Raw genomic sequence first — 22145 nt, 5'->3', positions numbered from 1 at the left:
ATGTTAAGCCGCACAGCTGACTGCCTATATTGGATGGCTCGTTACACCGAGCGCGCAGAGAATACTGCCCGCATGCTCGATGTCAATCATCAAACCTCTTTACTTCCTCAACCAGCAGAATTCTTAGAGCAGAGCTGGAAAAAGTTACTCACGATTTCTAAATTAGAAACAGACTTCTTGAGTAAATACGATGTCGTTAATCGCGAGAATGTTCTGGACTTCATGATTTATGAAACCAGCAATCCCTCCAGCATCGTTTCTTGTCTGTATGCAGCGCGTGAGAATGCTCGAGTGATTAGAGGAAAAATTACCTCTGAGGTTTGGGAAACTCAAAATACAACCTGGCTAGAACTGCAACGCATCCTAGAGGCTAGAGACCAAGCGGATCCCAGCCGTCTGCTCGAATGGGTTAAGCATCGCTGCCACCTTTTCCGCGGAGTCATGTACGGTACGATGCTGAAAAATGAGGCCTTTTACTTTATTAATATCGGCACCCTCCTAGAGCGCGCCGATAATACCGCCCGGATTTTAGAAACAAAATATGAGGATCAGGTCAGCCTAAAGGAGTTAAAGGCTCAAAATGCGGGTGACGACAACGAAGATAGTGGAAGCTTTTTTGATTTCTACCACTGGGCAGCTCTATTACGCTCTGTCTCAGCTTTTGAAATCTATCGTCAAATTTACTCTGACCAAGTCGTACCAAAACAAGTGGCTCAATTATTGATCTTTAATAAGCAAATGCCACGCTCACTGGTCAGTTGCGTCAATGAATTAATTCCCTTAATTTCTGAAGTTAAAAATCAGCAATCCAAAGAAATTGAACGGCTGCTTGGCAAGCTCAAAGCAAGCATGGACTACTCTGATATTGATGAAGTATTTTCACAAGGCCTGGAGGAGTTTATTGAATCCTTTCTCGAAAAAATTAACCATATCGCCGATGAGTTCAGTACTGCATACTTGATTCCACTGGCCTCGAATTAAACAAAACTATGCATTTAAAAATCCGCCATCGCACTGAGTATCGCTACGAAACACCTGTACGCTACTCCATTCAGGAACTACGTCTGACCCCTCCGCAAACTGCGGGGCAGAAGATTGAGCGCTGGAAGCTTGGTACGCCAATTAAGGCAAGCAATTCACTAGATGCTTTTGGCAACCTCTGCAATATCTTTGTCCAAGAAAGTCCCTATACCTCAATGATGATTGAGGCTGAGGGTGAGATCTATACCCAGGATGCCTACGAATTCATTGATACACCAAAAGCCGTATCCCCTTTCTACTTGCTTCAGCAAACCCATTTGACAGAGCCCACTCCCGAAATGCTGTCTTTCTTCGAGAAGCATCTGCCTAAAAAAAATACAACTGAAGCAGTTCTTAAACTAGCGAGTGCTGTACAAGATACGATTGCATATCGTCCTGGTGAAACCAATTTTGCTACCACTGCGGCCCAATCTTTTGCCTTGAAATCTGGAGTTTGTCAGGATCACGCCCATGTCATGCTGGGTCTTTGCCGAGCTTCCGGCATTCCTGCCCGCTATGTCAGCGGCTATTTCTTTGCCGAGGAATCCCCTAATCTTGCCAGCCATGCCTGGATCGATTTTTGTAGTGATATCGAACATGGCATCTGGCAAAGCGTTGATATCACGCATGCCTGTTTAGTCGATGCTAGACATATCCGTTTAGCTATCGGGCGCGACTATTACTCTGCTGCCCCCGTGAAAGGGGTGCGTTCTGGTGGTGGCGGAGAAGAGCTCAGTGCCAGTATTTCGATACAGCAGATCACCTACGAGCCGCTCTCTCTATCTTAGGCGATAATCCTCAAAAATCATTTTAGGAATTTTGCTATGACGTATTGCGTGGGGCTGTGTTTAAAAGATGGTCTAGTATTTTTGTCTGATACGAGAACCAATGCTGGTGTCGATCAAATTGGCACCTTCCGCAAAATGGCGCTCTTTCAAAAAGACCAAAATCGTTTTTTTGCATTGATGAGCGCAGGTAATCTCGCAATAAGCCAAGCAGTAAAAGAAATCTTGCTCCAAGGTCAGTTATTTGACGGCATCAATTTATGGAATGCACAAAGCTGTCATGACGCAGCAGTCGTGGTTGGAGAAGCTGTCAAGCAAGTGTATGAGAGAGATCATGAAGCCCTGACAAAGGCTGGAATTGAATTTAATTGCAATTTCATCTTTGGTGGACAGGTTAAAGGTGAGCGTCCTCGTCTTTTTAATGTTTACTCCGCAGGTAACTTCATCGAGGCAACACCTGAGACACCTTACTTCCAAATTGGTGAATCCAAGTATGGCAAACCCATTCTGGATCGCGTCATTACGTTTGATACCCCACTGAATCTGGCAACGAAGTGCGCCCTCATCTCGATGGACTCCACCCTGAAAAGTAATATCTCGGTTGGTCTGCCGCTGGATTTATTGGTATACGAAAAGAACGCTTTGAAGGCCAGCAAGCTTGTAACTATCGATGATGCCAATCCCTATTTCGAGATGATTCATAAGCTCTGGGGCGAAAAACTTCGTGCCGCCTTTAATGCCATTGTTGAGCCTAGCTGGAATAATTCAGGCCGTGGACCGTCCATTACTGCCCCAACCAAAAAAATGGGACCGGTGCCAGTGCATAAGCGCCTGCAAAAAAGTGTGTCGCCTGCCAAGCCAATCCAGAAGTCAAAGCCAGCAGCAAAGAAGAAGGTAGCAAAAAAGGCGACCACCAAGGCAAAAGCCTAAGATAGTCGCCTTGTTGGCTCTAAGGTAAGACTTACTGCTTGCCCAACATCTCCCATGTAGCTACAACGCTATCTGGATTGAGGGAAATAGAAGTAATGCCTTTAGCAACCAACCACCGAGCAAAGTCTGGGTGATCAGAAGGTCCTTGACCACAAATACCGACGTATTTGTTTTGCTTACGGCAGGCGTCAATGGAGCGCGCAATCATGAACTCAACCGCAGGGTCGCGTTCATCAAAGTCAATCGCTAATAACTCCATGCCAGAGTCGCGATCTAAGCCAAGTGTGAGCTGGGTCATATCATTTGAACCAATAGAGAAACCGTCGAAATACTCGAGGAACTCATCAGCCAAAATTGCATTGGAAGGAATCTCGCACATCATAATTAAGCGCAAGCCATTGACACCGCGCTTGAGACCAAACTTCTCCATCATGCTAATCACACGCTGTGCCTGTTTGATGGTGCGCACAAAGGGCACCATGATCTCCACATTATCGAGACCCATATCTTCACGGACCCGCTTCATCGCAGCACACTCTAAGGCGAATGCTTCACCGAAATCCTCTGAGACGTAACGCGAGGCACCTCGGAAACCGAGCATTGGGTTTTCTTCATCAGGCTCATAACGTGATCCGCCAATCAGTTTCTTGTACTCATTGGATTTGAAGTCGGATAAACGCACAATGACGGGCTTGGGATAGAAAGCAGCAGCGATAGTAGCTACACCCTCGACAAGTTTGTCCTCATAGAACGCTCTTGGACTTGCATAACCCCGTGCCACACTTTCAACCGCACGCTTGAGGTCAGGATCGACATTAGGGTATTCCAAGACTGCACGGGGATGAACGCCAATGTAGTTATTAATAATGAACTCAAGACGCGCGAGACCGACACCCGCATTCGGGATTTGGCAGAAATCAAATGCTAACTGGGGGTTACCGATATTCATCGTGATCTTGACTGGGATCTCAGGCAAAGCGCCACGAGAAACTTCAGTTACTTCCGTTTCAATCAGACCATCATAAATATGACCCTCGTCACCTTCAGCACAAGATACCGTCACCACCATGCCATCTTGGAGTTGATCAGTAGCATCGCCGCAACCCACCACTGCTGGAACACCTAACTCACGCGCAATAATCGCAGCGTGACAAGTACGACCGCCACGATTGGTCACAATCGCAGAAGCGCGCTTCATGACTGGCTCCCAATTGGGATCGGTCATATCGGCAACCAATACATCACCAGGCTGTACGCGATCCATTTCACTAGGATCACGAATGATACGGACTGGACCAGCCCCAATCTTTTGACCAATCGCACGACCCTTAGCCAAAACCTTAGAGCTACCTTTGAGCTTGTAACGCATTTCTACTTGGCCAGCAGCTTGACTCTTCACTGTCTCAGGACGAGCTTGCAGAATATAAATACGACCATCTTGACCATCTTTGCCCCACTCGATATCCATTGGGCGACCGTAGTGTTTTTCAATGATGACAGCGTACTTGGCCAACTCGGTGATATCCGCATCTTCCAAAGAAAAACGATTGCGCTTCTCTGGAGATACATCGACAGTGACTACTTTTTCTGCTGAACCGGCAGGAGCAAATTGCATCTGGATCAGCTTTGATCCTAATGAGCGACGGATAATTGCTTTTTTATCTTTAGCAAGTGTGGTCTTGAAGACATAGAACTCATCCGGGTTTACAGCGCCTTGAACAACGGTCTCACCCAAGCCATAGCTGGAAGTAATGAAGACCACATCTTCAAAACCCGATTCGGTATCCAAGGTAAACATCACGCCGGCCGCACCTAAGTCTGAACGCACCATCCGCTGAATACCAGCAGATAAAGCAACTTCAGCATGGGCAAAGCCTTTGTGAACCCGATAGGAAATCGCACGATCGTTATAAAGCGAAGCGAAGACTTCACGAATCTTCTTTAAAACATCGTCAATCCCTTCGACGTTCAAGAAAGTTTCTTGTTGACCAGCAAATGAAGCATCTGGCAGATCCTCTGCAGTCGCTGAAGAGCGGACTGCAAAAGAGCCCTTCCCGGATTCATCAAGCTTCTTAAAGGCGACCCGAATTTCTTCATCTAGACGAGGCTGAAAAGGGGCAGTCTCAATCCAGCGACGAATCTCTGCACCCGCTTCAGCTAAAGCACGAACATCATCAATATTCAGATGCTCTAAACGCTGCTGAATTCTCTCGGTGAGATTGTTATGCTGCAAGAAATCACGAAAGGCCAGTGCAGTAGTGGCAAAACCGGTGGGTACACGTACCCCAGTACTTGCCAATTGTGAAATCATTTCCCCTAAGGAGGCATTCTTACCGCCGACAGATTCAACGTCAGTCATGCGGAGTTGCTCAAAAGGTAAAACGTAGGCTTGCGCCAAACTGCTATTTTCATACTGTTGGTTGGACATAAAATACTCTCTAAGGATAAGGAAACTGGTCGAGCGGCCGTATAAGGTACGGCATACTTCATTCACGTATTATTGTAGTGCTGACACCGACCCTAAGACCCAAAATCATGTCCACCGAATCCCGCATCGTTTTCATTGTTTCAGATGGCACCGGCATTACCGCCGAGAACTTCAGTCAATCGATTTTGGCTCAATTTGAGGCCACTTTTAGGCAGGTTCGCATACCTTTTGTGGATAACTCTGAAAAAGCCCATGAGGCGGTTAGCAGCATTAATCAGACGGCGTCTAAGTATGGCGTGCAACCCATTGTTTTTACTACCCTAGTAAACCCAGAGCTCAACGCGATTGTCGGAAAAGCCAATGGCCTGATTTTGGATATGTTTCAGACCTTTGTGGCACCCCTTGAACAAGCCCTAGGCATCAAGTCCACCCATGCCATGAACCGTCTACACCACAATGCGGACACAGCGGCTTATAAAAATCGGATTGAGGCAATTAATTATTCCTTGGCGCACGATGACGGACAGTCTAATCTCAAGCTCACCGAGGCTGATGTCATCTTGGTCGGCATCTCTCGAGTGGGCAAGACCCCAACCAGCCTCTATTTGGCTATGCAATATGGCCTGAAAGCCGCAAACTATCCCCTCATTCCGGAGGATTTTGAACGAGGGCAATTACCAAAGGACTTGCTCCCATATCGCCAGAAAATCTTTGGGCTGATGATAGATGCTGAGCGTCTTTCGGAAATCCGCAATGAACGGCGTCCAGGTAGCAACTATGCCAAGCTAGAAAATTGTCGTTATGAAATTAATGAAGCAACAGCGATGCTCAAGAAAGAGTCTATTCCTTGGGTCAGCACCACCAGCAAATCTATCGAAGAAATCGCCACTACAGTATTGCAAGCAATTAAGGCCGATAAAACTATCTTGGGCTAAGACTCAGCTTCGACGAATTCTGAGGGTTTCAAACAAGCAAACTGCTGCCGCAGTAGAAACATTTAAAGACTCTACTCTGGGGTCGATCGGAATCGATACCGTTTTGGCTTGTGCCAAGATTTCTTCTGAAACCCCCTGTCCTTCGCTACCCATCACCCATGCGACTGGTTTTTGTAGCGTGCTATGGATTTGATACAAGTCACTTTGTCCATTTGCACTCGTCGCCAGTAGTGGTGCCTCAATGGCACTCAACATTTGTTGATTGGACCAACCCTCATGAAGATCTAATAAACGATGTGCGCCCATGGCAGCTCTCAATACCTTACTAGACCAAAGATGCGCTGTACCAGATAAGGCTAACACCTGAGTAAAGCCTGCGGCAGCTGCGGTTCGCAAGATCGATCCAACATTGCCTGCATCCTGAATTCGATCCAAGATCAACACATCGCCACTCAGTGTTGAGATAGCTCCTGGATTGAGTATTGATGTCGGCAAGGACAATAATCCCGCCAAGTGTGGCGCATTAACCAATTCACTCAATAGATCCCATAGCTTGGTATCCAATAGATACACCTTAGTATCTGGACATGCGTCAAGATGGTTCGATAGCACCTCAGCAATTTCAGGATTCACCAGGCCTTGCTCGGAGGTGAACAGAGTCTTCAGTGCTGGATCCCCCGCCCAGGTCTGGATTAAATGAATCCCTTCTAATATTGCCTGCCCGCTTGCAAGTCTTGCTTTTTGCCCCTTGGCACCAGCAGCCTGCAGTAAGCGCAACTCTTTAAACAGCGAATTTTCTTTGGAGCTAATCGGTTCCAGATTCATTTGGCAGATCCTTCCAGCACAGCGCGTACTGGAGAGAAGGTTTTACGGTGTTCGTGGCATGCTCCATGCTGCTTGAGGGCTGCAAAGTGCACTTCGGTTGGATAGCCCATGTGCTGCGCAAATCCATATTGCGGATAAAGCTCATGCAGGCTTTGCATTTGACGATCGCGAGTCACTTTTGCCAAGATGGAGGCAGCTGAGATTGCGGGCTCTTTTGCATCACCCTTCACAATCGCTTCCGCTGCAATCGGCAATTGAGGACAGCGATTGCCATCAATTAATGCTTTGTCTGGCCACTGACCAAACCGCCTCACAAGATCTTCCACTGCCCTCTGCATCGCCAGCATACTAGCTTGCAGAATATTTATTTCATCAATCTCTGTGGCACTGGCTTCACCAATTCCCCAAGCTTTTGCTTTAAGCATGATTTCTGCGTAGAGCGACTCGCGCCTTGTTGGAGACAGTTTCTTAGAATCTTTTAAACCCAAAATAGGTTGAAGCGGATCGAGAATCACTGCTCCAGCTACTACAGAACCCACCAAGGGGCCACGCCCCGCTTCATCAACGCCACAAATCCATATTGTGCTCATATTGATGTTGCTTTGGTCTGTTTGAATTTAATTTCTTGAGCTACAGCTTGTGCCACCAAAAGGCCGGTTGGTCTGCGCAAGGTTTCATGCATCTGGGCAAAGCGACTTTGTAGTTGAGTCACTTTAGCAGGATGATCTAGCCAAACCATTAAAGCCTTTGCGAGGGCATCTGGGGTTGCCTCATTTTGTAACAGTTCAGGCACAACAAACTCACCACAGAGGATATTTGGCAAACCCACATAAGGAAGATATCCCTGACGCTTCATTATTTGTCCAGTCAACCAAGGTACCTTATATGAAATCACCATAGGTTTTTTCCAGAGCGCCGCTTGCAGGGTTGCCGTACCACTGGCAATCAGGACAACGTCGGCAGCCTCAAGAATGAGGTCAGCCTGTCCATCGATCAGATGAATCTGAACATCAGGATATTGATTTTGTAATTGGGATTTGAGAGTTTCAAGGGGAGCTCGCAAGCGAGCCGTTGCCACTGGAATTAAAAAATGGAGCGCTTGACCTTTTAGCTTATTTGCTAAAACAGCCATAGTCTCAAAAAATACAGGGGCAATTAATTCAATCTCGGATGCACGACTGCCAGGAAGCACGGCGACTACAGTCCCATCGAGTTTATCTGGACTAAAGTGCATCAATTGAGAGAGCTTTTGTCTAGCGCCCGATGTATCAGGCTGTAAAGGAATGTCACTCGCCAAAGGATGCCCAACATAAGTAGCAGCTATACCAGCACGCTCATAAATCTCGGCCTCAAAGGGAAAGATGCACAGCATGCGATCCACTGCTTTGGCAATTTTTTTAATACGTCCTGCTCGCCATGCCCAGATGGATGGTGATACAAAATGCAGAGTCGGAATGCCCGCTTCGCGCAATTGCATTTCAACACCCAGATTAAAGTCAGGAGCGTCAATGCCTAAGAAGATATCGGGCCGATTCGAGGTCAGCAAAGATTGAACCAATGCTTTACGAATTTTTAAGATCGCTGGTAGTTGTTTAAGGGCTTCGACATAGCCGCGGACACTCAAGGTCTCCATTGGCCAATCGGAACGAAACCCTTGGGCCTGCATCAGCGGGCCCCCAATTCCATACATCTCGAGACCCGCCATATCTGGAATTTGATTTAAAGCACTCAGCACTGGTGCTGCCAGCAAATCACCAGAGGGCTCACCAGCAACGCAAGCTAATTTGGGCAAGTCACTTTACCGAATGATGCCGCGGGTAGATGCGGCAATAAAGTCATGAAACTCAGAAAGCTTCTCTGCTGTCGCTGGGTCGGCTGCATGATTGCTCACCATCTTTTGCAGCTCCACCTTTGCCTCTTCAAAGCTTAGGCCATCCTTGTATAAGGTTTTATAAGCTTGTCGTAATGCAGAAATTGTTTCACTTGAGAAACCACGGCGCTTTAGGCCTTCGACATTAATACCGTGTGGAGTTGCTTTGTCCCCTGCCGCAATCACAAACGGTGGAATGTCCTGAACCAAGGCAGATGCGCCACCCAGCATGACATGCTGGCCTATCCGCACAAACTGATGTACCCCAGACATGCCACCCATAATGGCCCAATCATTGACCTGTACATGTCCAGCGATCTGAGCGTTACTTGAAAAAATAGTGTGGTTACCAATTTGACAATCATGTGCAATGTGCACATAAGCCATGATCCAGTTATCGTTTCCGATACGGGTAATACCAGCATCTTGCGCTGTACCTGTATGAATCGTTGTGAACTCACGGATGGTATTGCGATCGCCAATGATGAGTTGCGTAGGCTCGCCACGGTACTTCATATCTTGGGGAGCTCCACCGATTGCCGCAAAGCTAGCAATATGATTGTCTTTACCGATAGTCGTGTGACCTTCGATCACGGTGTGCGATCCGATCTTACTGCCTGCGCCAATCTTGACGTTTGGGCCAATAACGCAATACGGGCCGAGCTCTACGTTCTGAGCCAGCTCAGCTTTTGGGTCGACGATTGCTGTCGCATGAATCAAACTCATTACGCGCCTTTCGAACGGACTGCGCAAGTAATATTGGCTTCTGCAGCAAGCTCACCATCCACCGTGGCTTGAACCTGAAACTTATAAATGCCTGCCCGCTCACGCTCCAACGTTGCTGTCATGATGAGTTGATCACCAGGCAATACGGGTTTTTTGAAACGTGCACCATCGATACCGGCAAAGTAATAGACTGCATCTTCAGCGCGCTCTTCAGAAAAAGTCAGTAGCGCTGCTGTTTGAGCCAAGGCCTCGATAATCAGCACCCCAGGCATCACCGGGAAATCCGGAAAATGCCCCTGAAAGAATGGCTCGTTCATGGTGACATTCTTGAGAGCGGTAATGCTTACGCGGGGGGTAATTTCTAATACACGGTCTACCAATAAAAATGGGTAGCGGTGCGGCAACAACTTTAATATTTTGTTGATGTCGATTCCAGTTGATTTACTCATAATTTGCCCAATTCAAAACAATTCAATCTACAGCTGAGTTATCACTTTTCTTTTGCTCCATGAAACGCAAGCGTTGCCGTATTTTATCTAGACTGCGCAAGATGGCAGCATTTTTCTCCCAGGCGCTATGCAACATAGAGGGATAAACCCCTGTAAAGTGCTGCCCTGGCTCATTGATCGAGCGAATAATAGAAGTATTGCCAGAAACTGTTGTTCTATCAGCGATGGTCAGGTGTCCAGCAAAATTGGCTGCCCCGCCAATAATACAAAAGTTGCCGATTTTGGTGCTACCTGAGATTGCGGCGCAACCTGCAATCACGCAGGCCTTACCAATAATGACATTGTGTGCGATTTGCACTTGATTATCGATCTTAGTGCCCGCGCCAATTTCTGTATTTGCCATCGCTCCACGATCAATCGTAGTGGAGGCACCAATTTCAACATCGCTCCCAATCCGAACGCCACCCGTTTGGGGGATCTTCACCCACTCGCCGCCATTGGCAGAAAAATCCGGTGCAAAACCAAAGCCATCAGAACCAATGACTGCGCCACTATGAATAATGCAACGCTCGCCAAGGTGAACATTGTGATAGACGGAGACTTGGGGATACACAAGACTATCTGCGCCAATCACACTATTTTCGGCGATCACGGTATTTCCTAAAATACAAACCCGCTCACCCAACTGCACCCCTGGACCAATTTGAACAAAGGGCCCAATATGGCAAGAGACTGGTACCTGAGCAGAGGGATCTATCACAGCACTAGCGTGAATACCGGCTGGATATTGTGTTGCCGACACCTTAGCAAAGAATTGCGCTATTTTGGCAAAGGTCGCGTAGGGATTATTGGATATGAAGTAAACCCGATTGGGGTTTTGACTTTGAGTCTGATCTTTTAAGAAATCAAAATCCGTTTGGCTCAAAATTAATGCGCCAGCAGAGCTCTGTATTGCTTCTTGGCGATATAGAGGATTGGATAAAAAACCAATCTGGGTTGATTGTGCCCCCTCCAATGGAGCAAGGCTATCAAATACGAGGGAGCTCTCCCCCACCAAGCTCACTTGAAACTGTTTGGCCAGCTCGATGGCGGTGGGCATAAAACTTATTTGGAGTTATTTAAAGCCTTGATGACATCATCGGTAATATCGGACTTAGGGCTAACATAGGCCGCTTCTTGAACAATGACATCAATCTTACGCTGCTCTGCAATTTGCTTGAGCACCTGATTAGCCTTTTCAGCAATCTTGGCACGCTCCTCAAAAGTGCGCTGGTTTAAATCTTCGGTGAACTCACGTTGCTTACGCTGCAGTTCACGATCTTGGTCAGCAAGCTCACGCTGACGACGAATACGGTCTGCTTCAGACATCACGGCAGCATCGCGATCCAGCTTCTCGGCAGCGGATTTAATCTTTTGCGCGCTGTCACGTAAATCATTCTGACGCTTTGTGAATTCATTTTGCAAACGGGTCTGCATTGCTTTGGCTAAGTTAGATTCATTGAAAACTTTTTCTGAATTAACGACCGCTACTTTTGTGCCAACCTCTTGGGCAAATGCCTGAGGCAAGCAAGCGACGGATGCCAGAGCAATAAGACTTAATAATATCCATTTAGAAGAGTGATAGAGCTTCATGAAACTTTCCTTAACAATTAAAACGCGGTACCGATCTGGAACTGCAAACGCTGAATATTATCCGTTGGCTGAGAATTTATTGGAATACCATAGCTAAATTTCAAGGGGCCAAGGGGTGATATCCATGATATACCCACCCCGTAAGAATACCTCAACACCAAGTTGATATTCTCGCCGAAAGCATTGCCGCCATCAACGAAAGTAAACATCCGCAGCGTTTTATCGGTGCCAGACCCTGGTACTGGCACCGTGTACTCTACGTTTGTAACAATCTTCGACTGACCGCCAGTGGGTTGATAAGAGTTATAGGTGGTGTTGTAGTAGGTGGGGCCCAGAGAACCAGGGGCGTAACCCCTTACAGAGCCAATACCGCCGACATAGTAATTTTTAGTAATTGGGAAGGGGTAAGTGCCGTAGGCTTGGCCATAACCTACCTCACCATTGAAAGACAGAATATTTCCCTTGCTAAAAGAGTGATATTTTTGATACTGCCCATACATACGGTAATAAGTCATATTCCCGGCTGGCGTTCCCACCTCCGAAGTCAATTGCTGCAAAGAACCTTCAGAAGGAATTAAGGCGCTATCTCGGCCATCGCGAGACCAGCCCGCGGTCAGAGGAATGTTGTAAGTGTTTAAGGTTCCAGGATAGCCCGGGGCTGGCACCCCATAAGACTGGGCATAGTTTAGGTATGGCTGCGGAGTATTTGAAGTAGTGTTAATTTGGAAGTACTCAAGCGCCGTTCCATAAAAGATCCTATCCACTTCACTGTAAGGCACCCCAAACTTGAGGTCCGTGCCCACAGATCTTATTTGATAGGAGGGGTCGCCCGTGTAATACAAAGGCTTCGAAGTGCGGTAGTAGATATCGCTAAAGCGACTGATTCCATCCTCAGTAAAGTAAGGGTCGTAATTGGAGAGGGCTAAACTTTGGTTCACCTTACCCAAGGCTGCGTTTAAGCCAATCGACTGCCCAGTTCCAAAGGCGTTATCCTGATTGATACCCGCTGTTAAAATGACTTTTTCAGTGCTGGAGTAACCGGCACCCAAAGAGACAGCGCCGGTAGGTTTTTCTTTTACATCGACGTTAACGTCGACTTGGTCTGGGGAGCCAGGCACATCTTGAGTAGTTACGTTATTTTCAGTAAAGTAGCCTAGGCGGCCTAATCGCTTTTTAGATAACTCAATCTTGTCGCCATCGAACCAAGAACTTTCGAACTGACGCATTTCTCGGCGGATAACAACATCTCGGGTTTTTGCATTGCCAGAAATATTCACTTGGCGAACATAAACCCTACGTCCAGGATCAACCACTAAGGTCAAATCTACTTCGCTTTGTTCGCGATGGATATCAGGTTGAGGATTAATCGTCGCAAAAGCATAGCCATAAGAACCTAGCAAGTCAGCAATCACCTTAGTGCTCTCGGTTAATTTTGCTGAAGAAAAAGTATCTCCGGGCTTGAGTTGAACCAATTGCATAAACTCAGCCTCTTTCCCCAGCAGTTCGCCTGCAAAGCTGACTTTACTCACCGTAAATTTCTGACCCTCTTTAATGCTAATTGTTAGATAAATTGATTTTTTATCTGGTGTAATCGAAACCTGGGTTGAGTCGATGACAAACTCCAGATAACCGCGATTCATATAGTAAGAGCGGATGGTTTCAAGATCAGCCGTGAGTTTTTGCTTGGAATAGAGATTGTCTTTGGTATACCAAGAAAGCCAGCCTCCAACTTGCAACTGCATCATGCCAGTTAAGGTGCTTTCGCTAAATACCTTGTTACCAATAAAATTAATCTCTTGAATCTTAGCCACTGGGCCTTCATCAATATTGAAATAAATAGCCACTTGATTGCGTTCAACCGGTGTCACGGTAGCCACCACCTCAGCGGCGTACATCCCTTTACTCACGTACTGGCGTTTGAGCTCTTGCTCAGCCTTATCTATCAGTGCTTTGTCATAAAAACGGGCTTCTGCTACGCCAACTGACTTGAGGGATTTGCGAACGATCTCTTGATCGAACTCTTTCATGCCGGTAAATTCGATGCGGGAAATCGTTGGACGCTCCTCCACAATCACAATCAGGACATCGCCCTGAGCCTGTATCTGAACGTCCCTAAAAAAGCCTGTTTCATAAAGAGCCCGAATGGCATCAGCGCCCTTTTCATCGGTGAAGGTATCGCCGACTTGTACAGGCAAATAACTAAAAACCGTTCCCGGCTCTACGCGCTGAAGACCCTCAAGACGAATATCTTTAATGACAAAAGAGTCGGCTGCGTGAGCGCTGATACAAACGCTAGCAAAAACCAGTGCAACCTGTGCGGCAAATCGGGCAAACCGAGAGAAAAAAGGATTCAGATGGATCAAGGCGAAAAATAGCGTTGTAAATCATTAAACAAGGCCAAGAGGGAAATGGAAATCAGCAAGATAAAGCCCACTTTCTGGAACTGCTCCTGCAATGAAGTCGAAATCCGCTTCCCAGAGACCAACTCCCATGCATCATACAGGAGCTGACCCCCATCTAGCATTGGCAATGGCACCAGATTCAGCAGGCCAATACTAATGCTCAAAATCGACAAGAATGCCAAGTAAGCCTGCCACCCTACTTGGGCCGTCCTCCCCGCCATATTAGCAATACTGAGCGGTCCCCCGAGCTGTTTTAGAGAGCTCTCGCCAGTCAATAAACCCGCCATTAGCCTCAGAGAGACTTTGCTAATCAAGTAAACCCGCCTGGTGGCATATCGACAGGCACTCATAGGATCTAATTTAAGGTTCCAGTATTCAGAAACTGGCGGTATTACTGGAAGAATGCCAAGCTGGGAAAAAGGGTCTCCCGACGAGGACATCGAGGGTAATTGGGAAGGTAAAAATTCAGTTGTAAATTGCCGTCCTGAGGGATCCTGCACCCTCAATACAAAGCCCTCTTTTGAGGTAATGGCATCCATCACATTCCAGCGGAGCGCATTCCAACTGATCACAGGTTCAAAATCGTTGTCGGCTTGCATACGCCAAGCTAGAACTTGATCTCCTTGGACAATGCCTAAGCTCGCAGCAACAGAATCCAATGGAGGCGCCTGCAAACGCGCTGGTAACTGAACGACTCCAGCAACGTAAATGCTCGTTAATAGAAAGATAGCTAAGATGAAATTCGCTAAGGGGCCTGCGAAGACAATCAATGATCGTTTCCATAGTGGCTTGGCATCAAAAGCTTGGCTTTGCTCTGATTCCCTAATGGTTTGTTGAGGATCCCTGCCATCCAGAAGTTTGACATAGCCGCCCAAAGGAATCGGCGCCAATGTCCACTCTGTAGCAGAATGCTTTGACTTGAAAGTCAATATTGGTTTGCCAAAACCGAGTGAAAAACGCAAGACTTTGACGCCACATAGGCGAGCAGCCAAAAAATGGCCGAACTCATGAAAGCAAACCACAATGCAGAGGGTTAACAAAAATGCAGCGAAGGTAATCAATGCCTGCAAAGGAATGTCCTCATTAGGAGTGCAGATGCTGAATCACATCAATAGCCATGGTTCTTGCTTTAGCGTCCGCCTCAAGAATATCTTCGAGCGAGCTCGCAACAGTAGGCTCAATCCCATTAAGTACCCGCTCCACTACCTCTGATATCTGCACATATCCGAGCGCATTATCTAAAAATGCTGCGACCGCAATCTCATTGGCTGCATTCAATACCGCCGGGGCTAGTCCACCCTGCTTACCCGCTTGAAATGCCAGCGACAAACAAGGGAAACGCAGAAGATCAGGTTCCGTAAAATTGAGGGCAGTCAATTGAGTCAAATTCAATGGTTCAACGCCTGCAACGATGCGGTCGGGCCAGGCAAGTCCATAAGCAATAGGTGTTCGCATATCAGGCTGACCCATCTGAGCAATCACTGAGCCGTCGCAATAGCGCACCATCGAGTGCACCACACTTTGAGGATGAATCAAGACCTGAATTTTTTCGATCGGCAAACCAAATAGCCAATAAGCTTCGATTACCTCTAGACCCTTATTCATCATCGTTGCCGAGTCCACAGAAATCTTTTTACCCATGACCCAATTTGGATGGGCACAGGCCTGCTCGGGGGTTGCTTGGCCCAACTCAGAGAGAGGTGTGTTTCTGAATGGTCCGCCAGAGGCGGTTAACCATAGCTCTTCAACACCGTGGTGCAGGCTTGGACTTTTTGAAAAATGGACAGGCAAACATTGAAAGATCGCATTATGTTCACTATCAATGGGCAGCAATGCTCCGCCACCTTCGCGCATTGCATCCATAAATAACTTACCGGACATGACGAGCGCTTCTTTATTCGCAAGCAAGACTCTTTTGCCGGCCTTAGCGGCAGCCAAAGTGGGCAGCAAGCCTGCCGCCCCTACAATTGCCGCCATTACGGTATCGCAATCCGATTCGAGCACCGCAGAAATCAAGGCTTCTGATCCATATAAAACGGTAGTGCTGATTTGCTTTGCTAAAAGAAGTTCAGAAAGTTTTATAGCTGATGCGGCATCACCAACTACTGCAAGTCGCGGTTTGAACTCAATACACTGCTCTGCCAAGCGCTCGACTTGTTTTGCCGCTGTGAGGGCAACGACTTCGAAGCGCTCGGGATGCGCCCGAATCACATCCAAAGTATTCGTACCAATGGAGCCAGTGGACCCTAAAATAGTGACACGCTGTTTACTGCTCATAAAAATCCCATCAGCAGAACTGCAATCGGCATTACAGGGATTAATGCATCAACCCGATCTAATACGCCACCATGTCCTGGCAATAAATGACTACTGTCTTTGACTCCAGCCAACCGTTTAAGTTGAGATTCAAATAAATCCCCAAAGATGCTGAGGCAAGTTAAAGCAGTGACCATTAAAAACATGGGCAACCAACCAAAGCGATATGCCCAAACACCAAACAAAGTCACAGTAGGTGCTAAATAAAAAGCGCATAGGGCCGCATAAACATAGCAAAGGGCAAGACCACCAAGAGCGCCTTCGATCGATTTACCAGGACTAATTTCTGGGGCAAGACGGCGCTTCCCAAATGCCTTCCCAAAAAAGTAAGCACCAATATCCGCAATCCAAACCAGCGCCATGGTCGATAATAGAAACAACAAGCCGATTTCGCGGAGGAACATGACTGAAAACCAAGTTGCTGGGAGCAAAACAAGCCCCAAGACAAAATAGGGAACTGACCATTTTTGGAAATTGATCTTCAGGCCCTTAGATAAGAGCAAGGGGGCGATTAGCAACCAGAAGATACCGGCAGTAGACATGAGAGAGAATGGCCCCAAAGGTTGATGCAAGATCATTAAGCCAGCAATGAGCAATAGACAAGCACCAGCATTCAAATACGCTAGCCAAGGTCGATGAGGAAATACTAATCGACTCCACTCCCATGCGGAGGCCATTACGAGTAATAGGAAAAATCCGCCTAAATAAACAGGGGGTAGCATAAACAAAACTACCAGCAGAATCATGAGCAGAATGATTGCTGTAATGACTCGAGTTTTTAGCATTTGAAAGTTTGCAAAGTTTTAAACCGCATCACTCATGCTCTGAGACATGACTTGCGCACTAGTCCTGCCAAAGCGCCGTTCGCGTTGACTAAACCATTCGAAAGATTTCTGAAGTTCGATTTCGTCAAAGTCTGGCCATAAAACGTCTGTGAAATACAGTTCTGTGTATGCAAGTTGCCATAGCAAAAAATTACTTACCCGTTGCTCACCACCTGTACGAATGAATAAGTCCGGCTCAGGGGCATAGGACATCGACAGGAAAGGCTGAATCAACTCTTCACTCACCTGCTCTGGCTTTAAGTGAGGATGGGCAATAAGACATTTGCGCATCGCTTGCAAGATATCCCAGCGGCCACCATAGTTAGCAGCAATCGTAAATATCAGCGCCTGACAGTGAGCCGTTTTTTCCTCAGAAAATGAGACCATCTTTTGAATGTCAGAATCAAAGCGCTCTAAGTCCCCTATTAACTTGAGACAAATATCGTTTTCAGCCAAACGAGTCACTTCACCTTTTAAAGACTTCAAAAAGAGTTTCATCAAAAAGCCAACTTCTTCAGGTGGTCGACGCCAGTTCTCTGAGCTAAAAGCAAAAACCGTTAAGTACTCCACGCCGAGACGACGGCACTCTGCAACAATTTTGCGAACTGCAGTGAGGCCTTCGGAATGCCCTGCTACTCTGGGCATATGTCGCTTGCTAGCCCAGCGCCCATTGCCATCCATAATGATGGCAACATGACGTGGAACAGCGCTGACCTCTGGGATCGCCAGGGTAGAGCTCGTGTACTGGGTCATCTATAAGTAATCAGAAGATTGAAAAGAGTCGGTCTTAAACCGTCATGATCTCTTTTTCTTTATCAGCAATGATCTTATCGACATCAACCACCGCTTTATCCGTCATCTTCTGAATTTCATCAGTAGCGCGACGCTCTTCATCCTCAGAAATCTCTTTATCTTTGGTTAAGCGTTTGAGATGTTCGTTAGCATCACGACGTAAATTACGTACTGCAATCTTAGTCTCTTCACCCTCAGATTTAACGACCTTAGTGAGCTCACGACGGCGCTCTTCAGTAAGGGCAGGCATTGGCACGCGAATCACCGTGCCTTGTGAGGCTGGATTTAATCCTAAATCAGAATCACGAATCGCCTTCTCAATTGCGGCAACCATCGTTTTTTCAAAAGGCTGAACGTTAATCGTGCGCGCATCGGCCAAGCCTAAGCTAGCGACCTGACTTAAGGGCGTGGGGTTTCCGTAGTAGTCAACTTGAATGTGCTCCAAAATTCCAGGGTTTGCACGACCCGATCGGATTTTGGCTAAATTGGTTTTTAAAGCCTCGAGAGACTTTTGCATCTTTTGATCAGTATTGGTTTTAATTTCTGCTGCAGACATCCGACCTCCTGTTAAACGTGTACTAAGGTACCCTCTGACTCACCTTGAACCACCCGCATCAATGCGCCTGGTTTGAGAATCGAGAATACTTTGATAGGCAACTTGCGATCGCGGCAAAGTGCAAAGGCAGTAGCATCCATCACCTGTAAATTTTTGATGAGAGCCTCATCAAATGTAATCGTTTTATAAAGGGTTGCACTAGGATCCTTCATAGGATCAGCGCTGTAGATACCGTCAACCTTAGTGGCCTTGAGCATGACTTCCACACCCATTTCAGCGCCTCGTAATGCGGCAGCAGTATCGGTAGTAAAGAATGGATTTCCTGTACCAGCGGCAAAAATAACGACCTTGCCCTCGCCCATTGCTCGGATCGCTCGTGGACGAATGTAAGGCTCAACAACTTGGTCCATTCTCAAAGCGGATTGCACGCGAGCCTCGACCCCTTTTTGACGCAAGGCATCTTGCAGGGCCAAAGAATTCATCATCGTAGCCAGCATTCCCATGTAGTCTGCAGTAGCGCGATCCATGCCAGCAGCACCGCCCGCTACGCCGCGGAAGATGTTACCGCCACCGATCACGATTGCTAACTCGACACCGCTATTGACCACTTGCGCAATTTCACCAACCATTGCATCAATCGTCGCTGGATTGATACCAAAGGCATCATCTCCCATCAAGGCTTCACCAGATAGTTTTAAGAGTACTCTTTTGTAGGCTGGCATTTTCTTCTATCTTCCGTATTAACTAAGTCGGTACTGAACTTAGCTTATTGATCTTTAAGTGTTTTTTATATCTCGGAAAGATTATAAAGGGCTTGGCAAGGATCAAAGAAAAGGGCATAGAAACACGGTTTCTATGCCCTTTGGATACTACAGCTAAGCCTGATAGGGCTAAGCCTGATTACCGAGATTAAGCAGTGGCTTTGGCAGCAGCAACCTGAGCTGCAACTTCAGCAGCAAAGTCATCTTGGCGCTTCTCAATGCCCTCGCCTACAACGAACATCGTAAAGCCTTTGATGGTCGAGTTGGCTGCTTTGAGCATTTGCTCAACAGTTTGCTTATCGTTCTTCACGAAAGTCTGATTCAATAAAGAAACCTCTTTAAGGTATTTCTGAATTGAACCTTCAACCATCTTTTCAACGATCTCTGGTGGTTTGCCTGATTCAGCGGCTTTTTGCACAGCAACACTGCGCTCCACAGCAATCGATTCAGCAGGAACGTCAGCCATTGATAAAGCGATTGGTTTCATGGCAGCAATATGCATTGCTACATCCTTCGCAGCAGTCTCATCACCTTCAAATTCAACCATGACACCAATGCGGGTGCCGTGGAGATAAGAAACCAATTGATTGCTGCCAGCAAAACGCTTGAAACGACGTGGCATGATGTTTTCACCAATCTTGCCAATCAAGGCGCTACGTACTTCATCAACCGTAGAACCATTCATTGGTAACGCCAATAAAGCAGTGACGTCAGCAGGATTGTGCTCAGCAATCAACTTCACGCACGCATTAGCAAAGGCTAAGAAATCATCATTTTTAGAAACGAAATCGGTTTCGCAGTTCACTTCAAGCAAGGCACCAGTAGTGCCGTTGATGAATGAAGCCACGATACCCTCAGCAGTGACCCGGGAAGCGGCTTTACCGGCTTTGCTACCAAGCTTTACACGCAGAATCTCTTCTGCTTTAGCCATATCGCCATCAGCCTCAGTCAGAGCCTTCTTGCACTCCATCATGGGTGCGTCAGTTTTGGCGCGTAATTCGCCAACCATTGCAGCGGTAATAGCGGCCATTAGTCTGCCTTCCCTTCTTCAACAAACTCTTCTTCACCCTCTTTAGCAGCGATCAAAATTTCTTGAACTGCATTTGCTCTACCTTCGAGGATGGCATCAGCAACGCCACGTGCATACAAGGTGACCGCTTTGCTGGAGTCATCATTGCCAGGAATGATGTAATCAATTCCTTCTGGAGAGTGATTGGTATCCACAACTGCAATAACAGGAATACCAAGCTTGTTCGCTTCAGTAATCGCAATCTTGTGATAACCGACGTCAACTACAAAAATCGCATCGGGTACGCCATTCAAATCTTTAATACCACCCAAAGCTTTTTGCAACTTATCGAGATCACGATCATTCGTCAAAGCTTCTTTCTTAGACAGCTTTTCCCAATCACCTGCCTCTTTAGCAACTTCCATATCTTTTAAGCGCTTGAGGGAACCTTTAACGGTTTTGAAATTGGTGAGTGTGCCACCCAACCAACGGCTATCGATGTAGGGCATGCCTGCACGAGTTGCTTCTTCAGCAATGATTTCGCGAGACTGACGCTTGGTGCCAACAAATAAAATGGTGCCACGATTAGCGGAAACTTGTTTGACAAATTTCAGGGCGTCCTGAAACATTGGCAAAGTTTTTTCCAAGTTGATAATGTGGATCTTGTTGCGATGGCCGAAAATATAAGGGGCCATCTTTGGGGACCAGAAACGGGTTTGGTGACCAAAATGGCAACCGGCTTCCAGCATTTGACGCATAGTCACTGACATGTAATTCTCCTAAGGGTTGGTTCTTAAGTTAAGTCCTAGCTGCGCTCAAAAGCGCCACCCTGGAAGGCTTAACTCGCTATTTCAGATCACTTTGGACTGTTTTTAATGAGTCCAGACTGACCTGAGAACGAAATTATAGCTTAAATATCAAGCCTCTAGCAAGGTTTAGCTCACTCCCATTGATGGCTGAGTCGGCTTTAAGCCTCAAAATTGGGCAAATCCGCTTAACCACAGCAAGGCAAGTCGTTGATAATCAAGGCATGAATAGCGTATTTACAGCAGAAAAAGATATCCAAGGCATGCGGGAAGCAGGCCGTTTAGCGAGTGAAGTCTTAGACCACGTCGCCCCTCACGTCAAGGCAGGGGTCAGCACTGCTGAACTTGATCGGATTTGCCATACCTATATGCGGGATGTACAAAAGACGATTCCCGCTCCGCTCAATTACCAGCCTCCTGGCTACCCGCCTTTTCCGGCATCCATCTGTACTTCAGTCAATGATGTGATTTGTCATGGCATTCCAGGGGAGAAGATCCTTAAAACTGGCGACGTTGTCAATTTAGATATCACTGTGATTACCCCCGATGGTTACTACGGCGATACCAGCCGCATGTTTATGGTGGGCGAAGTGTCTGTTATGGCAAAACGCTTGACCCAAATTACCTTTGAATGCATGTGGCTTGGTATTGCGCAAGTAAAACCTGGCGCATCGCTTGGGGACATTGGCCACGTAATTCAAACGCATGCTGAAAATGCGGGCTACTCTGTTGTTAGGGAATATTGTGGCCACGGCATTGGCAAAGTGTTTCATCAGGACCCACAAATCTTGCATTACGGTCGCCCAGGAACTGGGGAGAAATTAGAACAAGGTATGACCTTCACTATTGAGCCGATGATCAACGCGGGCCGTCGTGAAATCCGGACCATGCCTGATCAGTGGACAGTGAAAACAAAAGACCGTAGTTTGTCTGCACAGTGGGAGCACACACTCTTAGTGACCGCAACTGGTGTTGAGGTCCTCACTTGGTCTTCTGGAAGCAACCCTCCCCCCGATTGCGTCAAAGGTCTCGTGTTTAGGCCTGAAACCGCTAGCGCATAGTCTTCTGAGACTCTGGCC

22 protein-coding genes are annotated in these 22145 nt (G+C 47.0%); 5 read left to right on the top strand and 17 right to left on the bottom strand.

Translation table 11 applies throughout. From position 1 onward, the window contains the following. From ICU98_RS03290 to ICU98_RS03280, 3 genes are read left to right on the top strand one after another with little or no spacing between them, the layout of a single operon-like run. A complete protein-coding gene (locus ICU98_RS03290; RefSeq protein ID WP_215335432.1) occupies positions 1–981 on the top strand; it encodes an alpha-E domain-containing protein in 981 nt (326 codons plus the stop codon). An 8-nt stretch (positions 982–989) separates the two neighbouring features. Next, entirely contained in the window at positions 990–1808 is an 819-nt protein-coding gene (locus ICU98_RS03285) for a transglutaminase family protein (RefSeq protein ID WP_215352746.1), read from the top strand. A 36-nt stretch (positions 1809–1844) separates the two neighbouring features. After that, positions 1845–2735 (top strand): peptidase, encoded by an 891-nt coding sequence (locus tag ICU98_RS03280; RefSeq protein WP_215352745.1) that lies wholly within the window; start codon positions 1845–1847, stop codon positions 2733–2735. A gap of 31 nt (positions 2736–2766) precedes the next feature. Here the strand turns inward: ICU98_RS03280 and ppsA are convergent, their stop codons facing one another. Next, on the bottom strand, positions 2767–5163 hold the full coding sequence (gene ppsA / locus ICU98_RS03275) for a phosphoenolpyruvate synthase (protein ID WP_215352743.1): 2397 nt from the start codon (positions 5161–5163) through the stop codon (positions 2767–2769). Positions 5164–5270: 107 nt separating this feature from the next. On the opposite strand from ppsA, the gene ICU98_RS03270 reads away from it, so the two are divergent. Continuing rightward, a complete protein-coding gene (locus ICU98_RS03270) occupies positions 5271–6098 on the top strand; it encodes a pyruvate, water dikinase regulatory protein (RefSeq protein WP_215335428.1) in 828 nt (275 codons plus the stop codon). Positions 6099–6101: 3 nt separating this feature from the next. Here the strand turns inward: ICU98_RS03270 and ICU98_RS03265 are convergent, their stop codons facing one another. The 16 genes from ICU98_RS03265 to rpsB all read right to left on the bottom strand — a co-directional run bounded on the left by ICU98_RS03265 (position 6102) and on the right by rpsB (position 21030). After that, complete coding sequence (locus tag ICU98_RS03265; protein WP_215352741.1) at positions 6102–6923, bottom strand: RNA methyltransferase; 822 nt, start codon at positions 6921–6923, stop codon at positions 6102–6104. Then, entirely contained in the window at positions 6920–7513 is a 594-nt protein-coding gene (rnhB, locus tag ICU98_RS03260) for a ribonuclease HII (protein ID WP_215352739.1), read from the bottom strand. Before rnhB ends, ICU98_RS03265 begins: the two co-directional genes overlap by 4 nt. Continuing rightward, a complete protein-coding gene (gene lpxB, locus ICU98_RS03255) occupies positions 7510–8715 on the bottom strand; it encodes a lipid-A-disaccharide synthase (RefSeq protein WP_215352737.1) in 1206 nt (401 codons plus the stop codon). Before lpxB ends, rnhB begins: the two co-directional genes overlap by 4 nt. A gap of 6 nt (positions 8716–8721) precedes the next feature. Beyond that, on the bottom strand, positions 8722–9519 hold the full coding sequence (gene lpxA / locus ICU98_RS03250) for an acyl-ACP--UDP-N-acetylglucosamine O-acyltransferase (protein ID WP_215352735.1): 798 nt from the start codon (positions 9517–9519) through the stop codon (positions 8722–8724). Beyond that, positions 9519–9968 carry a 3-hydroxyacyl-ACP dehydratase FabZ gene (gene fabZ / locus ICU98_RS03245; RefSeq protein ID WP_112203565.1) on the bottom strand — a complete coding sequence of 150 codons (450 nt, stop codon included), beginning with the start codon at positions 9966–9968 and terminating at the stop codon, positions 9519–9521. Before fabZ ends, lpxA begins: the two co-directional genes overlap by 1 nt. A gap of 22 nt (positions 9969–9990) precedes the next feature. Beyond that, the gene (gene lpxD / locus ICU98_RS03240) at positions 9991–11067 is read right to left on the bottom strand and encodes a UDP-3-O-(3-hydroxymyristoyl)glucosamine N-acyltransferase (protein ID WP_215352733.1); all 1077 of its coding nucleotides are present in this window, start codon (positions 11065–11067) and stop codon (positions 9991–9993) included. A 5-nt stretch (positions 11068–11072) separates the two neighbouring features. Then, positions 11073–11600 carry an OmpH family outer membrane protein gene (locus ICU98_RS03235; protein ID WP_215352732.1) on the bottom strand — a complete coding sequence of 176 codons (528 nt, stop codon included), beginning with the start codon at positions 11598–11600 and terminating at the stop codon, positions 11073–11075. Positions 11601–11617: 17 nt separating this feature from the next. Beyond that, positions 11618–13960: an outer membrane protein assembly factor BamA gene (gene bamA / locus ICU98_RS03230; protein WP_371818445.1), complete on the bottom strand. Its 2343-nt coding sequence runs from the start codon at positions 13958–13960 to the stop codon at positions 11618–11620. Next, complete coding sequence (locus tag ICU98_RS03225) at positions 13960–15072, bottom strand: RIP metalloprotease (protein ID WP_215352731.1); 1113 nt, start codon at positions 15070–15072, stop codon at positions 13960–13962. The genes bamA and ICU98_RS03225 overlap by 1 nt, the downstream gene beginning before the upstream one ends. 13 nt (positions 15073–15085) lie before the next feature. Continuing rightward, a complete protein-coding gene (gene ispC, locus ICU98_RS03220) occupies positions 15086–16279 on the bottom strand; it encodes a 1-deoxy-D-xylulose-5-phosphate reductoisomerase (protein WP_215352730.1) in 1194 nt (397 codons plus the stop codon). Next, on the bottom strand, positions 16276–17103 hold the full coding sequence (locus ICU98_RS03215; protein WP_215352729.1) for a phosphatidate cytidylyltransferase: 828 nt from the start codon (positions 17101–17103) through the stop codon (positions 16276–16278). The genes ispC and ICU98_RS03215 overlap by 4 nt, the downstream gene beginning before the upstream one ends. A gap of 18 nt (positions 17104–17121) precedes the next feature. Next, positions 17122–17895: a polyprenyl diphosphate synthase gene (gene uppS / locus ICU98_RS03210; protein ID WP_215352728.1), complete on the bottom strand. Its 774-nt coding sequence runs from the start codon at positions 17893–17895 to the stop codon at positions 17122–17124. 34 nt (positions 17896–17929) lie between these two features. Beyond that, positions 17930–18490 carry a ribosome recycling factor gene (frr, locus tag ICU98_RS03205; RefSeq protein ID WP_215335417.1) on the bottom strand — a complete coding sequence of 187 codons (561 nt, stop codon included), beginning with the start codon at positions 18488–18490 and terminating at the stop codon, positions 17930–17932. Positions 18491–18501: 11 nt separating this feature from the next. Beyond that, positions 18502–19212, bottom strand: coding sequence for a UMP kinase (pyrH, locus tag ICU98_RS03200; protein WP_215335416.1), 711 nt, complete (start codon positions 19210–19212; stop codon positions 18502–18504). A gap of 187 nt (positions 19213–19399) precedes the next feature. Beyond that, positions 19400–20281 carry a translation elongation factor Ts gene (gene tsf, locus ICU98_RS03195; protein ID WP_215352726.1) on the bottom strand — a complete coding sequence of 294 codons (882 nt, stop codon included), beginning with the start codon at positions 20279–20281 and terminating at the stop codon, positions 19400–19402. Further along, the gene (gene rpsB, locus ICU98_RS03190; RefSeq protein WP_215335414.1) at positions 20281–21030 is read right to left on the bottom strand and encodes a 30S ribosomal protein S2; all 750 of its coding nucleotides are present in this window, start codon (positions 21028–21030) and stop codon (positions 20281–20283) included. Before rpsB ends, tsf begins: the two co-directional genes overlap by 1 nt. A 260-nt stretch (positions 21031–21290) precedes the next feature. Between rpsB and map the strand changes: the two genes are divergently transcribed. Continuing rightward, complete coding sequence (map, locus tag ICU98_RS03185) at positions 21291–22127, top strand: type I methionyl aminopeptidase (RefSeq protein ID WP_215353062.1); 837 nt, start codon at positions 21291–21293, stop codon at positions 22125–22127. The last annotated feature ends 18 nt before the right edge of the window (positions 22128–22145 follow it).

Source organism: Polynucleobacter sp. MWH-P3-07-1 (assembly GCF_018687555.1).
GTDB lineage: Bacteria > Pseudomonadota > Gammaproteobacteria > Burkholderiales > Burkholderiaceae > Polynucleobacter.
The sequence above is the reverse complement of the archived record's forward strand: the minus strand, read 5'-3'. Positions and strand labels throughout refer to the sequence as shown.

Coding starts and splice junctions, on each gene's coding strand:
- ICU98_RS03290 (WP_215335432.1), top strand. CDS start 1: ATGTTAAGCCGCACAGCTGACTGCCTATATTGGATGGCTCGTTACACC.
- ICU98_RS03285 (WP_215352746.1), top strand. CDS start 990: ATGCATTTAAAAATCCGCCATCGCACTGAGTATCGCTACGAAACACCT.
- ICU98_RS03280 (WP_215352745.1), top strand. CDS start 1,845: ATGACGTATTGCGTGGGGCTGTGTTTAAAAGATGGTCTAGTATTTTTG.
- ppsA (WP_215352743.1), bottom strand. CDS start 5,163: ATGTCCAACCAACAGTATGAAAATAGCAGTTTGGCGCAAGCCTACGTT.
- ICU98_RS03270 (WP_215335428.1), top strand. CDS start 5,271: ATGTCCACCGAATCCCGCATCGTTTTCATTGTTTCAGATGGCACCGGC.
- ICU98_RS03265 (WP_215352741.1), bottom strand. CDS start 6,923: ATGAATCTGGAACCGATTAGCTCCAAAGAAAATTCGCTGTTTAAAGAG.
- rnhB (WP_215352739.1), bottom strand. CDS start 7,513: ATGAGCACAATATGGATTTGTGGCGTTGATGAAGCGGGGCGTGGCCCC.
- lpxA (WP_215352735.1), bottom strand. CDS start 9,519: ATGAGTTTGATTCATGCGACAGCAATCGTCGACCCAAAAGCTGAGCTG.
- fabZ (WP_112203565.1), bottom strand. CDS start 9,968: ATGAGTAAATCAACTGGAATCGACATCAACAAAATATTAAAGTTGTTG.
- lpxD (WP_215352733.1), bottom strand. CDS start 11,067: ATGCCCACCGCCATCGAGCTGGCCAAACAGTTTCAAGTGAGCTTGGTG.
- ICU98_RS03235 (WP_215352732.1), bottom strand. CDS start 11,600: ATGAAGCTCTATCACTCTTCTAAATGGATATTATTAAGTCTTATTGCT.
- ispC (WP_215352730.1), bottom strand. CDS start 16,279: ATGAGCAGTAAACAGCGTGTCACTATTTTAGGGTCCACTGGCTCCATT.
- ICU98_RS03215 (WP_215352729.1), bottom strand. CDS start 17,103: ATGCTAAAAACTCGAGTCATTACAGCAATCATTCTGCTCATGATTCTG.
- uppS (WP_215352728.1), bottom strand. CDS start 17,895: ATGACCCAGTACACGAGCTCTACCCTGGCGATCCCAGAGGTCAGCGCT.
- frr (WP_215335417.1), bottom strand. CDS start 18,490: ATGTCTGCAGCAGAAATTAAAACCAATACTGATCAAAAGATGCAAAAG.
- pyrH (WP_215335416.1), bottom strand. CDS start 19,212: ATGCCAGCCTACAAAAGAGTACTCTTAAAACTATCTGGTGAAGCCTTG.
- tsf (WP_215352726.1), bottom strand. CDS start 20,281: ATGGCCGCTATTACCGCTGCAATGGTTGGCGAATTACGCGCCAAAACT.
- rpsB (WP_215335414.1), bottom strand. CDS start 21,030: ATGTCAGTGACTATGCGTCAAATGCTGGAAGCCGGTTGCCATTTTGGT.
- map (WP_215353062.1), top strand. CDS start 21,291: ATGAATAGCGTATTTACAGCAGAAAAAGATATCCAAGGCATGCGGGAA.